The following is a 16604-nucleotide window of genomic DNA, read 5'->3' as shown; positions in this document are numbered from 1 at the left end:
AATGCACTTTGTGTTATAAAACCTTTTTTAATCACAACATTTATCGATTTTTTCAGCAATAAGCCCATCAACAAAAGAGCCAAGATAAGAACAACGCTCACGTTTTACGGTTTCAGCTAAATAAATTGATTTAATAAAAGATAAAGACTGATCTAAATCTTCGTTAATCACAACATAATCATAAGAAAGCCAATGCTTTAACTCCGTTCGTGCATTTTCCAATCGCAAATTGACAGTATCTTGACTATCTTCTGCTCGACGATGTAAACGCGAAACAAGCTCTTTCATTGATGGTGGAAGAATAAAAACAGATACAGTGTCTCCTAGCATCTTTTTTTGCAGCTGCTCGGTACCTTGATAATCAATATCAAATAACATATCTTGGCCAGCATTCAATGCGCTTTCAACAGTTTCACGTAAAGTGCCATAATAATTTCCGTGAACTTCTGCCCACTCAATAAATTCATCCCTATCACGCTTATATTCAAACTCTTCTTTTGAAATAAAGTAATAATGCAGCCCATCTACTTCACTAGGACGCCTTTTCCTTGTAGTCATACTTACGGAAAGCTCTAATTGTCCCTCTTTTAGAAGTAATCGAGAAATTGTTGATTTACCAGCACCTGAAGGCGAAGAGAGAATAAATAAAAAACCGCGGCGTTGATTCATTTTTATAGTACTCAATTTACTTTCAAAGACTGTCATTACATCACTCTACTTTGTTCATAAATGTTTCTCCAAAATTTGAATTATACATTATCTCAACCTCTCTCCTAATCAATGTGTTTTCTTAGCAATTCTCAATGTTATTCTGCTCTTTTTTGAGATAAGGTATTAGCAGTATATTCACTTCTTTCTTAAATATTTTTCTCCATACGCCAACCCCACTTGTGACAGACAAGAAAATGATTTTTTATCATTCTCATAAAAAGTTTAAATAGAAAAATTTTACTATAATTGGGATTCTCATTTACGATGCAAAAAGATGTGTTATCACTATAAATTCAATGTTTTGCCTTTAATTCTCGCCACTTGCGAACATTCATATTATGTTCCTCTAAAGTTCGAGAAAAAACATGCCCTCCTGAACCATCAGCAACAAAATAAAGTGCATCACTGCTTGGTGGATGTGCCACCGCTTTTAAAGAATCTCGACCTGGATTTGTAATAGCCGTTGGGGGCAAACCATTAATTTTATAAGTATTATATGGTGTTTCCTTCTCAAGATCTGAACGATAAATTGCACGACCGGATGGTTTTCCTTTTCCTCCGAAGAGACCATAAATTACTGTTGGATCCGATTGAAGACGCATATGCTTTGTAAGGCGGTTATAAAATACCGCAGCAACCATTGGTCTTTCTGCTGCAATTCCCGTTTCTTTCTCAACAATTGAGGCTAATATAACAAATTCATCAATTGATTTAATGGGTAAATCAGGTGAACGCGTAGCCCATATAGCATGAATTAATTTTGTCTGTCCTTCACGCAACCTGTTTACAATCTCTTTACGCGTTGTTCCCCGAATAAAACGAACAGTATCCGTCATTAAATAACCTTCTGGAGGCAAAATTTTTGGAAGGTCTCCAATCAAAATTTCATTCGCAGCTAATCGATCGAAAACTTGCTGAACCGTTAAACCTTCAGGTACTGTAAATGTATACTCTATAGATTTTCCTTTCACAAGAATATCCATAATATCCTGCATCGAAGCATGAGCTGGAATTAAATATTCACCAGCCTTCAGATGCGTTGTTTTTTGGTGATAACCAACCCCATAAACAAAAATATCTGATGATCGAATGAAACCACGTTTTTCTAGCAATGAAGCAATTTCACGAATTCCGGTACCAGGATGGATAAGAACAATTTGTTCTTCCTCAATTTTTCCCTTTTCTTCAAAAATACTTTTTCCAATATAAAGAGGAATACTTATGGCAAAAAGAATAATCACAATCAGCATAAGAAAAAAATGACCGAGAATGACCAACGGATTACGGACGATAGATGATTTCTTTCGTTTTTTATGTATTAACATGTCATAACTATCTGCTAAATGATTCGAAGAGGAATCACTTACGTCCTTTAATGATTTTCCATTTTTCACATCGGACATAACCCCTCAATAGCGATTAAGTATAATATTATAATTTCTTATTCACCTTATAATAAAGTAGAAAACTCAAAAGCAAAAATTAAATAAAAATACTTATTATCCCCTAAAACGTCGCATCACCAACGATGCATTTGTCCCACCAAATCCAAAAGAATTAGAAAGAATCGTATCAATCTTTCGTTCACGCGGTTTGTGTGGTACAAGATCGATTTTCGTTTCAATCGATGGATTGTCAAGATTAAGTGTCGCTGGGGCTATATTATCCCGTATAGCTAAAATAGAAAAAATAGCCTCAGCAGCACCGGCTGCACCAAGTAAATGCCCGATAGATGATTTCGTTGATGACATAGAAACTTGTGGTGCATAACTCCCTAAAACACGCTCAACAGCCGCTAGCTCTATGGAATCAGCCATCGTAGATGTACCATGAGCATTAATATAATCAAGTTCACTTACATTCACTTGTGCACGCTTAAGAGCAGCTATCATACTACGCTGAGCCCCTTCACCACTTTCTGAAGGCGCTGTAATGTGGTAAGCGTCACCAGATAAACCATAGCCAATAACCTCAGCATAAATACGCGCTCCTCGTTTTTTTGCATGTTCCAGCTCTTCTAAAACAACAACAGCTGCTCCTTCCCCCATCACAAAACCATCACGATCAGTATCATAAGGACGTGACGCCCGTTCAGGATCATCATTGCGACAAGTGGAAAGAGCTCTACAAGCTGCAAAACCTGCAAGAGATATCCGATTTATTGGAGATTCGGTTCCCCCTGCCACCATGACATCTGCATCACCAAACATAATCAAACGTGCCGCATCACCAATCGCATGCGCCCCTGTTGAACAAGCCGTTACAACAGAATGATTAGGCCCCCGTAAACCATATTGAATAGACACATAACCAGAAGCAAGATTAATCAAACGACCTGGAATAAAAAAAGGAGAAACACGACGTGGACCCTTATCACGAAGCGTATAACCAGCTTCAACAATACCCTCAACTCCCCCAATTCCCGAACCAATTAACACGCCTGTACAAATCTGATCTTCATCACTCTTAGGAAACCATTCGGCATCTGCAAGCGCTTGGTTAGCAGCTGCCATTGCATAAACAATAAATGCATCAACTTTACGTTGCTCTTTAGGTTCCATATACAAATCAGCATTATAAGTCCCCTCTGTTCCATCCCCTAAGGGGATACGCGCAGCAATCTGGCATGGCAAATCTGACACATCAAACTCAGTGATACGTCGGACACCACTTCTTCCTTCAAGAAGTCGTTTCCAACTATATTCAGTATTACCAGCTAATGGAGATACCAACCCTAAACCAGTAACAACAACACGTCTCATAACTTCTAACCTTGAACTAAACTTCACCTCTCAAAGCTCTCTTTTCAAAAGAGCTCCGAAGAATATAGGCAAAAGCAATTTATGCCTTTGCCCTTTAGTAATCACGCAGAAGCTTTATCAATGAACTTGACTGCATCGCCAACTGTAAAAATCGTTTCAGCAGCTTCATCTGGAATTTCTACCCCAAACTCTTCTTCAAAAGCCATAACGAGTTCAACCGTATCAAGGCTATCAGCCCCTAGATCATCGATAAAGCTTGCATTTTCTACAACTTTATCAGCATTAACCCCAAGATGTTCCACGATAATTTTCTTAACGCGCTCTACTGTATCACTCATGTTGAAATCCTCGAATTTATATTTCCTATAATTTGGTTAACTATATCGGTTCATCTAATCAAGCAATAGATGCATTACTTTAAAAGATTTTAGTAATGATTTAAAACATCCTGTGGATATCCCCTACAAAATGAACCAATCTGACATTCCGACATCAATTGATCAACGACCATATTAAAGAAATAGATGCATCTATCCATTTCAATCGTTACTATCTAAAATAATACAACTCATAAATCAATGTGGAATAAAATAAATACTCAAATCATTGCCATTCCACCATTGATATGGAGTGTTTGACCTGTCGTATAGGCTGCTTCATCGCTTGCTAAATAAACAGCAGCAGCGGCTATTTCTTGCCCACTTCCCATACGCTTCATCGGAATCGCAGCCATAATGGCTTCTTTTTGCTTTTCATTAAGCTTGTCTGTCATTGCAGATTTAATAAATCCTGGAGCAATACAATTGACAGTGATGTTTCGCGAAGCAATTTCTTGTGCCAATGCTTTAGAAAAACCTATCAAGCCTGCTTTTGCAGCACAATAATTCGTTTGTCCAGGGTTTCCCACAACACCAACAACAGATGTAATGTTAATAACCCTTCCATAACGGCGGCGCATCATAGAATGTATTAATTCACGCGTCAAAAGAGAAGCAGCTGTTAGGTTAACTTCTAAAACATCATCCCAGTCTTTATCTTGCATACGCACAAAAAGACCATCCCTAGTGATTCCCGCATTGTTAACCAAAATATCGACGCCATCCATTTCTCTTTCTGCAACTTCAGCCAATTGTTTAATCGATTGGCGTTCAGAAAGATTAGCGGGGAATACAAAAACATTCTGCCCTAATTCTGCCGCCACTTCTCTAAGCTTTTCTTCGCGTGTTCCATGAAGTCCAACAATGGCTCCTTGTGCATGAAAGCAGCGTGCAATTGCCTCACCAATTCCTCCCGAAGCCCCCGTTACAAGAGCTTTACGTCCTGTTAATCTAAACATTTTTTAACTCCTTATAGATTAAACGCCGAGCATACCTAGCGCTGATTCTATTTCATCAACTGTTCCAATGGTTACCCCCTTTATATCTTTGTTAATACGACGCGTTAAACCTGTTAATACTTTTCCAGAACCAACTTCAAAAAGCGTATCAACTCCATTAGCAGCGATCCATTCTATTGTTTCACGCCATCGCACCCTCCCAGTCACTTGTTGGACAAGAAGAGTAGTAATACGCTCTGGATTGCTCTCAGGTGCAACAGAAACATTGGCAATCAAAGGAACAATAGGGGACATTTTGTTAACAGTCAAAAGTGCTTTCTTCATGGCATCAGCAGCAGGTTGCATTAAAGATGAATGAAAAGGTGCAGAAACAGGAAGAAGAAGTGCACGTTTTGCACCTTTTGTTGATGCAATCTCTACCGCTGCCTCAACTGCTTTTGCTTTACCGGAAATAACAATTTGCCCACCACCATTATCATTAGCAATCTGACATAGTCCTTCTCCAGAAACAGTTTCACAAATTTCTTCCACAATGTACTCTTCTAAACCAATTAATGCAGCCATAGAACCTTCACCAACCGCGACAGCAGCCTGCATAGCATTGCCACGAATACGCAAAAGTCTTGCCGTATCTGTGAGAGTAAATGTACCAGCAGCACAAAGAGCCGAATATTCTCCTAAAGAATGACCAGCAACAAACCTTACCTTTTCTTCTATACGAAGCCCTAATTGTTTCATCACACAAATGACAGCCATAGATACAGCCATTAATGCCGGTTGTGCATTTGCTGTTAACGTTAAAACATCTGCTGGTCCCTCAAAAATGATCTTTGATAATTTCTCACCCAAAGCATCATCAACTTCCTCGAAAACCATCCGTGCGACAATAAATTGCTCTGCAAGCGCTTTCCCCATACCAACAAGTTGACTCCCCTGCCCTGGAAAAACAAAAGCTGCACCCATTTATCAACTCCTAAAATGTACAATTAAATTATTTTCTTTTGACCTTATTCATCCGCACAAATCAAGATAAAGCCCTTTATTTAAAACGAATACCACCCTTAAAATTATATTTTAAGGGCGGAATTTGATATAAAAACTTAGGAAAATAGGGTGCTATAAACTGAATAACACCCAAACTTATGAGACTTCCTAAAAGTGCACCTGCTAAAATATCAAAGGGATAATGTACACCCACAAAGATGCGCGCCCAACAGATCAAGCACAAAAACACGGTGGCAAATTTAAAAGTAACTTTGTATCGGTAAAAATAAAAGTTAGCTGCATAAGATGCAATGGTCAAGGCATGATTACTAGGAAAAGAAGCTGTTGCACGATGTTGAATAAGCGGTGTCGTCAGCCCTACCACGAATGGGCGAGGATGAAAATAAAAAAGAGAAATGAGATAACCTATGAAAAGAGATGCACAAATACTCATGCAAATGCTTAGCACAACACACCGTTCCCTCTCCCCACCACAAAACCACAACGCACAAAGATGGAGAGGAATAATATAAATTAAAAACTTTGCACAAAAAATACTAAACAAAACTACAATCGACCAAGCTTGATGATTGCCGACAAACATTTCAAAGAGTGTAACATCAATCTGGTTTAAAAAGTCCATTTTTCCCTCCTTTGCCTTTATATTACAGTATTATCTTTTTGTAGAAGAAGGAAATATATCAAGATTTAACAAATCAATTTTTTTGTGTGCATAAACTTGCTATTTTAAAAGATAACCTGTAGATATGAAATATTCGTTGCCGGCACTTTAGCTGGAGGTTGAACGGAGGGCTGTAAAATATCAGTAGGAAATACAATGTTTCCGGCCTCCCGTATCTCCGCTCTGAGATGTCTCGAATTGTAAACGCGTCCTTTCTTCTTTGGATTTCCAAAAAAGACAAGTCGCAGAGGCTTTGCGCTAAAACCGGTGAAATTTAATTGAAGAAAGGCAAAACAATGGCTCTTTATGAACATATGTTCCTTGCCCGACAAGACATTGCACCGCAGCAAGTTGATGAACTTTTGAGTCTCTACAAAGGTGTCATTGAAGCGCATGGTGGAAAAGTTGGGCGTATAGAAAATTGGGGACTTCGTCCTCTTGCTTACCGTATTCGTAAAAACCGTAAAGCTTATTATGTCTTAGTCAATATTGATGCACCAGCTTCAGCAATTGCTGAAGTGGAGCGTCAGATGCGCATCAATGAAGATATTTTGCGTTATATGACCATTCGCGTAGAAAAACACGAAAAAGAAAAATCTGCTATGCTCTCACACCTTGATCGCAATAGTCACATTGGACATGATGAAGAGCGTCCTCGTTTTCCACGTCGTCAACGTGAAAATACTATAGAAGGGGTAGAATGATGACTGATACTAATCAAAACTCTGCACGTCGCCCCTTTCATCGTCGTCGTAAAACATGTCCTTTTTCAGGGACCAATGCTCCCAAAATTGATTATAAAGACATCAAGTTGTTACAACGTTATATTTCCGAACGTGGGAAAATTGTTCCTTCACGGATTACTGCTGTTAGTCAGAAAAAACAGCGTGAATTAGCTAATGCTATCAAACGTGCTCGCTTTTTAGGCTTACTTCCGTACGTTATAAAGTAAGCAATCAATACGCTATGCAACTGGAGAGTTTCTCCAGTTGCATTTCTTATATGGTTAAAAAATAGCTTGTTGTATCCTATGTTAAGCTATTAAATGTCAAAGTTGGGGTATTGACACGCCTCTAACTGCAGAAAGCAGGACAGCAATAAATGAAAAAAAATCGTACTTATGAGATATTAACCGGTATTTTGGCAGGATTGTTTGCTGTTGTGATAGGACTGGCAATCATCAGTGTTGCAAATATCGCGCCCTTTTTTTCTCTTCTTCTTGGCTGCTTTCTTTCATTGCCAATTTTTATTGTTGCGTTCGGTCAAGGAACATTAGCCAGTCTCATCGCCCTCATAAGTGCCACTGTTGTTCTTATCATAACCACTAATACCTATATTGCTCTTGGCTTTATGTTCTTATTTTTCCTTCCTGCTGTCTATGCTTCTTGGCTTCTTGGGCTTGCACGACCAGCGCAAAAAGAAAACGAACTGATATGGTATCCATTATCATCGGTTATTTTTCATTTAACTAATTTTATCGCTCTTATAGCAACTTTCATTGGGCTCTATGTTCAAACACGTCCTTCCACACCCATCGTTGCAAAAAAAATCACCGAAAACATAGCACAAACTCTGCAACAAACACAGTCAATAAAAGAAGCCGATATACGCGCTTTTAATGAGCTTTTAATGACGCATACAGCAACTTTTACTGCTTTTTCTTTGACTATTTATAGTTTGGTTTTTCTCATTGGTAACCTTTACTTTTCCATGATAGCAGCACAACATATGAAATGGCTGAAAAGACCCCGTGATGATTGGAGCCAAACTCTCCGCCTTCCAATTTCTGGAATTATTATTTTTATTATTGTTTGCATAGCATCGATGATTGAGTTGAGCGCTTCTCTTAACTTGAGTACCCGTGTCTTTAGTACTGCATACATTGTCATCATATTAATTAGCGGTCTAGCATATCTTCACAATATTACAAAAGGGGTAAACGGTCGGATTATTATACTTTCTCTTGTTTATATTGCTATTTTTACAGTCGTTTTTACTCCACCTATTGTTTTCATGATGCTTTTGATGGGAATTTGGGCTGCTATTCAATACAATTTTCAATCACGCAAAAAACTCCACTAAATTTATTTGTTCGAAAGGAAAAACTATGGATATTATTTTACTTGAGCGCATTCCTCGTCTTGGTCAGATGGGTGATATTGTCTCAGTTAAAGATGGTTATGCGCGTAATTTTCTCTTGCCTCAAGGTAAAGCTTTACGCGCAAATGAAGCTAATAAAAAACATTTTGAGGTACAACGTGCACAACTTGAAGCACGTAATCTTGAACGCAAAAGCGAAGCGCAAAAAATTGCTGAAAAACTTGATGGACAATCATTCATTGTTGTTCGTTCTGCTGGTGAAACAGGACAACTTTATGGTTCTGTGTCAACACGTGATATTGCTGAAATCATAACAGATGAAGGCTTTTCTATTGGAAGAAATCAAATCGAACTTAATCATCCAATAAAAATGATCGGTCTTCACACTATCACTCTTAGCTTACATCCAGAGGTTCAAATTTCTGTGATTATTAATGTTGCGCGTTCTACCAGTGAAGCACAACGCCAAGCAGAAGGTGAAACCCTCACTTCGGCTAAAGAAATATATAATATTCAAGAAGAATTATTAGAAGAAAGTCAGGAAGAATTATTGGCAGAAGAAATTAATGACAACGATATAAACAGTTCTCATCAAGAAGCTTAATTGCTATTTTTGCTTTCTGTTTTATATTTTTTATTCCATTTTAAATATCGCTCATAAAATACTCACACTTTAAAAGTGAGTATTTTATGGCTATCGTACATAAAGAACCTAATTTTTATGAAAGAATTAGAAATATATTATTTAAAGGCATTACATGCCGAGAATGATAATATCACTAAGAGTGAAATGTCTTTTTTTTCCAGCATATAAAGCAAAAATAATTTAAAGTTCTACCCTTAAGGCTAAAGTTTGTATGAGCGTTAAGTTGATTATATCCTCACATGATCTGAAATAATTTCAGTTATAAAAAAATAATTCTACTTACACAGATATTGGAATTTTAAGGTTAAGTAACTTAAAAATACTTAAATTTAGAGTAGCAAAACTTCCACTTTAAAATCACATATTATAAAATAAAATAGATAGACGTTAGATAAATAATACACAAATGATAAATGAGGAACGAAAAGAGAGTTTTAAAAAATTATATAATTTTAACTTAAAATGAAGATTTGTAGCTCTATTCTTTTAATTATACGATTTTCAATTTATCGCCTAAAGTAGCTAGACTTAGAATTTTAGTGGAAAAATATTATGGAAGAAACTAACGTTGTTAATGTCAGCTCTTCAAAGAAAGAGGATTCTCCTTCTTTTCGGCAACTTCCGCATAATATTGAAGCTGAACAGGCATTGCTTGGTGCCATCTTTATCAACAATGATTCTCTTGACCGCGTTTCAGATTTTCTAAAACCAGAACATTTTTTTGAACCATTGCATCAAAAAATTTATCATGTTTTATCTCACCTTATTAAAATAGGAAAACGTGTAGATCCAGTTACAATCAAGCCCTATATCCAAATGGAAGAAAAAATTGGAGATATTACTGTATACCAATATGTTGTTCGCTTAGCCACAGAGGCAGTCACTATTATTAACGCTGAAGATTATGGACGCGTCATTTACGATCTCTTTATCCGACGGTCTTTGATTAACCTTGGAACTCAAGTTGTCAATACAGCCTTTGATGCTCCTGTAGAACTCACGCCTACCCAACAAATTGAAACTGTTGAAAATCAATTATTTGAGCTAGCAGAAAAAGGGAAATATGGAGGTGGATTTGAAAATTTTAATGAGGCTATTAAAAAAGCTATCGATATGGCAAGTGCTGCGAAAAAGCGCTCTTCACAATTATCAGGGATAGCCACCCATATTAAAACACTTGATGAAAAAATGGGAGGATTACAAGCATCTGACTTAATTATCCTTGCGGGCCGCCCTGGTATGGGTAAAACCTCACTGGCTACCAATATTGCCTTTAATATTGCTAATGCTTATAATCGTAATGCCAATATCCAAGAAAATGAAGGCGGCATTGTGGGATTCTTCTCACTTGAAATGTCATCCGAACAGCTTGCAACCCGTATTATTTCTGAACAAACAGAAGTCTCTTCTTCTGATATTCGGCGTGGCAATATTTCAGATGAACAATTTTCAAAAATTATTCGTGCGGTGAACCAACTACAAAAGGCACCACTTTATATTGATCAAACTGGGGGAATATCAATTACGCAATTAGCTGCTCGTGCGCGGCGTCTCAAGCGGCAACATGGTTTAGATATCTTGTTTATTGACTATATCCAACTCATGACAAGCAGTTCAAAGCGTTCATCAGAAAATCGTGTTCAAGAGATCACAGAAATTACCACAGGATTAAAAGCATTAGCAAAAGAATTGAATATTCCTATTATCGCTCTCTCTCAACTTTCTCGTCAAGTAGAAAATAGAACAGATAAACGTCCACAGCTCTCAGATTTACGTGAATCTGGTTCAATTGAGCAAGATGCCGACATCGTTCTGTTTGTCTATCGCGAAGAATATTATCTCAAAAATGAAGAACCAAAACTAGGTAGCTTGGAACATACGAAATGGCAAGAAATAATGGACAAAGCTTTTGGAAAAGCTGATGTTATTATTGCAAAACAGCGCCATGGGCCGACAGGAATCGTGCCCCTTGCCTTTCAATCTGATTTCACACGCTTTAGTGATCTGGCCGATAGCAATTACCTTCCAGAGCAAATTGGTTAAATCGACATGGCGCGTAATCGTATTCAATTTATCTGTCAAAATTGCGGAACCATCCATTCCCGTTGGGCAGGAAAATGTAGCGCTTGTGGGGAATGGAATTCCCTTATCGAAGAAACTATAAATAGCGGCATAGGAAGTGGTCCTAAGCAGAATGCTCGTAAAGGACGCATTGTCACACTCACATCTCTTTCTGGAAATATCGAAGATGCTCCACGTATTCATTCTGGTATTGCTGAACTTGATCGTGTTACCGGTGGGGGCTTTGTCCGTGGATCAGCACTCCTTGTTGGAGGTGATCCGGGTATTGGTAAATCAACATTGCTGACACAAACAGCCGCTGCTTTATCACGTAAAGGATATAATGTCATCTATGTTTCAGGTGAAGAAGCTATTGCGCAAATTTGTCTGCGCGCACAAAGGCTTGAAGCTAACAATACAGAAGTGAAACTTGCTGCTGAAACCAATGTTGAAGATATTCTGGCAACCTTAAGCGAACATAAAAACCTTGATATGGTGATTATCGATTCGATTCAAACCCTATGGTCAGATACAGCAGATTCAGCACCTGGCACTGTCACACAAGTACGTATCGGTGCTCAGGCAATGATCCGCTTTGCCAAGAAAACAGGAGCCGCCGTTGTTCTTGTTGGGCATGTTACAAAAGATGGACAAATTGCTGGTCCTCGAGTCGTTGAACATATGGTTGATGGCGTTCTCTATTTTGAGGGTGAAGGAGGACATCATTATCGCATTCTTAGAACTGTAAAAAATCGCTTCGGACCAACAGATGAAATTGGTGTCTTTGAAATGTCTGATAAAGGATTACGTGAAGTGATAAATCCATCCGAATTATTTTTAGGGGAACGTAATGAAAAAGCACCAGGCGCTGCTGTTTTTGCAGGAATGGAAGGGACACGCCCGATACTCGTAGAAATTCAAGCGCTTGTTGCTCCTTCTTCCCTTGGGACACCAAGACGTGCGGTTGTCGGATGGGATGGAAATCGTCTTTCTATGATTCTTGCCGTTTTAGAAGCCCATTGTGGCATTCGTTTTGGACAGCATGATGTCTATCTGAACGTAGCAGGTGGATATCGCATATCAGAACCCGCTGCTGATTTAGCTGTAGCCGCTGCTTTGGTATCTTCTCTTGCCAATATCGCATTGCCAACGGATTATGTATATTTTGGTGAAGTCAGTCTTTCAGGAGCTACCCGCGCTGTTGCACATTCAGCACAGCGCATCAATGAAGCAAAAAAACTCGGCTTTCAAGGAGCCTTTCACCCCACAACAACAACCGAAATGATGAAGTCGCTCAACTTTCAACAAAAAACTTTCTCCGACCTTCCCGAACTCGTTGCTACTCTTACCGTAAGTAAAAAATGATCTGCACCACAGATATGATAATATAGAAAAAACTCTATAAAATACAAAAGATCCTTGCTATAAGAACAAAAAATGGCATAACAAAAAATATATTTGCACACAGACTTAAAAGAACACAACTTTATGTATAAGGAACAAACAAATGATCATAACAATCCTTGATGGAATTGTCGTAGTAATCATCCTGTTGTCCGCTTTTCTTGCTATGCTTCGAGGATTTTCACGTGAAGTGTTATCGTTGATTTCTTGGGCAGTTGCAGCTGTTACGACACTGTTTTTATTCAAACCTGTCTTACCTTTCTTTGAACAATATCTCTCTAATAAAATGATTGCATTGATCACAACATTGGTCACAATTTTTATTATTGTTCTCATTATTACTTCAATTATTACAATGAAGATCTCTGATTTTATTATTGATAGTCGAATTGGTATCCTTGACCGTGCTATTGGTTTTATTTTTGGAGCACTTCGTGGTTTACTTATCATGGTCATCGGTATGTTACTGCTTAATGCACTGATTAAACCCGAGCTTCAAGCGAATTGGTTAAAAAATGCAAAAACAAGGCCTATTTTAGATTCATTGGGACAAAAAGTTTGGGAAATACTCCCCAAAGATATTGGATCTGTTCTCGAAAAGACGGAAAATTTGTTTAAAGACAGCAATAAACATACGTATGAGCAACACTCTCATGAAAAGATAATTTTCAAAAAATAGAGAATAGTTTTTCATGAGGAAAGAGAACTAAATGATGTAAAATGTGATATTAATGATTCCTCCATATCACAACTGAAAGAATATGATGATAAAAAGCGATGTTTTCTGTCAAGAATTTTCATTAGATGATGATACCCTTCATGAAGAATGTGGAGTTTTTGGTATTCTTGGGCATGAAGATGCCGCAACATTAACAGCTCTTGGACTCCACGCACTTCAGCATCGTGGGCAAGAAGCAGCTGGGATTGTTTCTTACCATAATAAAATATTTCATCAAGAAAAGCATTTAGGTCTTGTTGGCGATCACTATACAAACCCTGCAACACTTGCGCGCTTACCAGGAAATCGTGCTATTGGACATACCCGTTATTCAACAACTGGAGAAGTGGCATTACGCAATGTTCAACCCCTTTTTGCTGAATTGAAAGTTGGAGGTATTGCTATTGCGCATAATGGTAATCTTACCAATGGTCTCACATTACGCCGTGAACTCATCGCTTCTGGTGCTATCTGTCAATCAACGTCAGATTCAGAAGTTTTTCTCCATCTTATCGCCCGCTCACGTTATGAATCGTCCTCTGATCGTTTTGTTGACGCGATTCGGCAAGTAGAAGGTGGGTATGCTATGTTAGCGCTCACACGTACAAAGCTTATTGCGGCACGCGATCCAACAGGAATTAGACCTCTCGTGATGGGGGAACTTGATGGTAAGCCTATCTTTTGTTCTGAAACTTGTGCTCTTGATATTATTGGAGCAAAATATGTCCGTGATGTTAAAAATGGAGAAATCATCATATGTGAAATACAAAAAAATGGGGAAATTACGAAAAAAATTATAAAACCAGAAAATACAAAACCAGAAAAACTTTGCTTGTTTGAATATGTTTATTTTGCCCGTCCGGACTCAATCGTTGGAGGACGTAGTGTTTATACAACACGCAAAAATATGGGAATCCGTTTAGCACAGGAAGCCCCTTGTGAGGGTGATGTTGTGGTTCCTGTTCCTGATGGAGGAACGCCTGCTGCAATTGGCTATGCACAAGAAATTGGAATTCCCTTCGAGCTTGGTATTATTCGTAATCACTATGTTGGCCGCACTTTTATCGAACCAACACAACAAATTCGCGCTTTTGGCGTCAAGTTAAAACATTCGGCAAACCGTCCTGTGATTGAAGGAAAACGTGTTATTCTGGTTGATGACTCTATTGTGCGTGGAACAACATCCCTTAAAATTGTACGAATGCTTCGCGATGCAGGAGCAAAAGAAGTTCATATGCGCATTTCTAGCCCTATGATTTTTTATCCTGACTTTTATGGTATTGATACACCTAAAGCTGAAAACCTTTTAGCAAATCAATATCCAGATTTAAAATCTATGTGTGATTTTATTGGAGCGGATTCATTAGAATTTCTTTCAACGGATGGATTATATCTTGCTGTAGCAGGGGAAAAACGGAATAACGCCGATCCACAATTTACTGACCATTATTTTACTGGATATTATCCTACGCATCTGGTTGATCAAGAAAATCTCTCCAAAATTCATCAATCATCTGTTCTTAAAACAAGAGATTAATGATGACAAAACGTGACTTTAGTCTCCATGGGCGTGTTGCACTTGTTACTGGCGCATCAAGAGGGATTGGCTATTATTTGGCACTCGAGCTTGCTGCACGCGGCGCTCATATTATTGCTCTTGCACGAACAGTCAGTGGACTTACTGAATTAGATAATCAAATCCGAGAAAAAGGAGCTCATGCAACCCTTGTTCCCCTTGACTTGCATCATATGGAAAACATCGATACCCTTGCTATCTCAATTGCCAAACGCTGGAAAAAACTTGATATTATCATTGCAAACGCAGGAATTCTTGGAACACTCTCACCAATAGCGCATATAGAAAACACGGTATTTGAAGATGTTTTTCAAATAAATCTTTTCAGCCAATGGCGCTTAATGAAAGCCGTTGAGCCTTTATTACGTGAATCTGATGCTGGACGAGCCATCCTGTTATCCTCAAGCGTTGCGCATGCTGCGCGCCCTTTCTGGGGAGCTTATGCAGCCTCTAAAGCAGCTTTAGAGGTGATTGCCCGCTGTTGGGCAGAAGAACTCAAACAAACCCCTATTAAGATTAATTGTGTCAACCCTGGTGCCACACGCACTGCCATGCGCGCTGAAGCTATGCCCGGTGAAGATCCACAAACTCTCCCTTCACCACAAGAGGTTGCAAAAAAGATAGTCCATTTGTTATCACCTGATTTAAAGGAAACTGGAAAACTCTTTAATGTCCATAAAAATCGGTTTGTAGATTATCATGTACCTGATTGATCATCATATGAGAAGTAAATCGTTTGACTCTCTCTTTTTCCTGTGCTTTTCGACAGAAGAATGAAGCACTTTATAATTCTTGGATAGCTTTAGCATCAGCCTTTTTCTCTTCTAAAGTAGCACGTTTATTATAAGCGATAAAACTACAAGGGAGAAAAATCATATAGCTAACAGCTGTAATCAATAAAGTTTCCCATGTGTAAGTCGCAAGAAAACCGACATAAATAACAATGACCAACATGCACGGTATAACGATATCGCGCCTTAAATTTTGATCAATTGTTTTTGCATTCCATACCGGTAAACGACTAATCAAAAGAAAAGCAATAATTACAGTATAAAGACTAAAAAATAATGCCCACCCCCAATTGGGAACCAAACCAAGAGTGCCTAAATAGGTAGGCAATAAAAGTAATAATGCTCCTGCTGGTGCTGGAACACCAACAAAATAACTTCTCTGCCACTTAGGTATATTGGGGTTATCTAACATCACATTAAAACGTGCTAATCGCAAACAACAAGCAACACAATAAACAAGGGCAGCAACCCACCCAATATGATTCGCTTGATTCAAGATAAAAGAATAAACAATGAGTGCAGGGGTAACACCAAAATTTATAACATCAGCAAGAGAATCCATCTGTGCCCCAAAAGATGAACTACCATCTATTAAACGGGCAATGCGACCATCAGCACCATCTAAAACTGCGGCCAAAAGCACCATTAAAATAGCAGCTTCATAGCGATGTTCAAAAGCCAAACGAATGCTGCTCATCCCTGCACAAATTGCTAAAATAGTAATGATATTAGGAATAACATACCGCATTGATGTAGGTGAACGCCGCCGATTTGCAACATCATCATGCTGCCCCTCAGGATTGAATGAAGAAAATGGCGAAAAATTTTTCATT

General features: G+C 38.4%; 17 protein-coding genes. 9 read left to right on the top strand and 8 right to left on the bottom strand.

The window, feature by feature from the left end; translation table 11 throughout:
* Positions 1-27: 27 nt before the first annotated feature.
* The 7 genes from gmk to ACFIMG_RS04775 all read right to left on the bottom strand — a co-directional run bounded on the left by gmk (position 28) and on the right by ACFIMG_RS04775 (position 6436).
* The gene (gene gmk, locus ACFIMG_RS04805; RefSeq protein ID WP_375652280.1) at positions 28-705 is read right to left on the bottom strand and encodes a guanylate kinase; all 678 of its coding nucleotides are present in this window, start codon (positions 703-705) and stop codon (positions 28-30) included.
* 299 nt (positions 706-1004) lie between these two features.
* Complete coding sequence (gene mltG, locus ACFIMG_RS04800) at positions 1005-2114, bottom strand: endolytic transglycosylase MltG (protein WP_375679037.1); 1110 nt, start codon at positions 2112-2114, stop codon at positions 1005-1007.
* A gap of 96 nt (positions 2115-2210) precedes the next feature.
* Positions 2211-3473: a beta-ketoacyl-ACP synthase II gene (gene fabF, locus ACFIMG_RS04795; protein ID WP_375622331.1), complete on the bottom strand. Its 1263-nt coding sequence runs from the start codon at positions 3471-3473 to the stop codon at positions 2211-2213.
* 101 nt (positions 3474-3574) lie between these two features.
* A complete protein-coding gene (locus ACFIMG_RS04790; protein ID WP_004860281.1) occupies positions 3575-3811 on the bottom strand; it encodes an acyl carrier protein in 237 nt (78 codons plus the stop codon).
* Between the two features lie 260 nt (positions 3812-4071).
* Positions 4072-4809: a 3-oxoacyl-[acyl-carrier-protein] reductase gene (fabG, locus tag ACFIMG_RS04785; RefSeq protein ID WP_375679036.1), complete on the bottom strand. Its 738-nt coding sequence runs from the start codon at positions 4807-4809 to the stop codon at positions 4072-4074.
* 18 nt (positions 4810-4827) lie between these two features.
* Complete coding sequence (fabD, locus tag ACFIMG_RS04780; RefSeq protein WP_375679035.1) at positions 4828-5772, bottom strand: ACP S-malonyltransferase; 945 nt, start codon at positions 5770-5772, stop codon at positions 4828-4830.
* Between the two features lie 76 nt (positions 5773-5848).
* Positions 5849-6436: an undecaprenyl-diphosphatase gene (locus tag ACFIMG_RS04775; protein ID WP_375679034.1), complete on the bottom strand. Its 588-nt coding sequence runs from the start codon at positions 6434-6436 to the stop codon at positions 5849-5851.
* A 335-nt stretch (positions 6437-6771) separates the two neighbouring features.
* Here ACFIMG_RS04775 and rpsF point away from each other — a divergent pair, with 335 nt between their 5' ends.
* The 9 genes from rpsF (at position 6772) to ACFIMG_RS04730 (ending at position 15693) form a co-directional block, all read left to right on the top strand.
* The gene (rpsF, locus tag ACFIMG_RS04770) at positions 6772-7179 is read left to right on the top strand and encodes a 30S ribosomal protein S6 (RefSeq protein WP_375612935.1); all 408 of its coding nucleotides are present in this window, start codon (positions 6772-6774) and stop codon (positions 7177-7179) included.
* On the top strand, positions 7179-7427 hold the full coding sequence (rpsR, locus tag ACFIMG_RS04765) for a 30S ribosomal protein S18 (RefSeq protein ID WP_012754957.1): 249 nt from the start codon (positions 7179-7181) through the stop codon (positions 7425-7427). Before rpsF ends, rpsR begins: the two co-directional genes overlap by 1 nt.
* 149 nt (positions 7428-7576) lie before the next feature.
* On the top strand, positions 7577-8557 hold the full coding sequence (locus ACFIMG_RS04760) for a hypothetical protein (protein WP_375629257.1): 981 nt from the start codon (positions 7577-7579) through the stop codon (positions 8555-8557).
* A 25-nt stretch (positions 8558-8582) separates the two neighbouring features.
* Positions 8583-9179, top strand: a complete 597-nt coding sequence (rplI, locus tag ACFIMG_RS04755) for a 50S ribosomal protein L9 (RefSeq protein ID WP_273791080.1) — start codon at positions 8583-8585, stop codon at positions 9177-9179.
* A 594-nt stretch (positions 9180-9773) separates the two neighbouring features.
* Positions 9774-11264, top strand: a complete 1491-nt coding sequence (locus tag ACFIMG_RS04750) for a replicative DNA helicase (protein ID WP_375610161.1) — start codon at positions 9774-9776, stop codon at positions 11262-11264.
* A gap of 6 nt (positions 11265-11270) precedes the next feature.
* A complete protein-coding gene (gene radA, locus ACFIMG_RS04745; RefSeq protein WP_375612937.1) occupies positions 11271-12647 on the top strand; it encodes a DNA repair protein RadA in 1377 nt (458 codons plus the stop codon).
* A 142-nt stretch (positions 12648-12789) separates the two neighbouring features.
* The gene (locus ACFIMG_RS04740) at positions 12790-13365 is read left to right on the top strand and encodes a CvpA family protein (protein WP_375629260.1); all 576 of its coding nucleotides are present in this window, start codon (positions 12790-12792) and stop codon (positions 13363-13365) included.
* 82 nt (positions 13366-13447) lie between these two features.
* Positions 13448-14941: an amidophosphoribosyltransferase gene (gene purF, locus ACFIMG_RS04735; protein WP_375610159.1), complete on the top strand. Its 1494-nt coding sequence runs from the start codon at positions 13448-13450 to the stop codon at positions 14939-14941.
* Positions 14942-14943: 2 nt separating this feature from the next.
* On the top strand, positions 14944-15693 hold the full coding sequence (locus ACFIMG_RS04730; protein ID WP_375679048.1) for an SDR family NAD(P)-dependent oxidoreductase: 750 nt from the start codon (positions 14944-14946) through the stop codon (positions 15691-15693).
* Between the two features lie 70 nt (positions 15694-15763).
* On the opposite strand, the gene pssA is transcribed toward ACFIMG_RS04730, so the two are convergent.
* Complete coding sequence (gene pssA / locus ACFIMG_RS04725; RefSeq protein ID WP_375611225.1) at positions 15764-16603, bottom strand: CDP-diacylglycerol--serine O-phosphatidyltransferase; 840 nt, start codon at positions 16601-16603, stop codon at positions 15764-15766.
* Between the last annotated feature and the right edge of the window lies 1 nt (position 16604).

The sequence above is a fragment of the Bartonella sp. AP11XZML genome (genome assembly GCF_042196445.1).
Taxonomy (GTDB): domain Bacteria; phylum Pseudomonadota; class Alphaproteobacteria; order Rhizobiales; family Rhizobiaceae; genus Bartonella.
The sequence above is the reverse complement of the archived record's forward strand: the minus strand, read 5'-3'. Positions and strand labels throughout refer to the sequence as shown.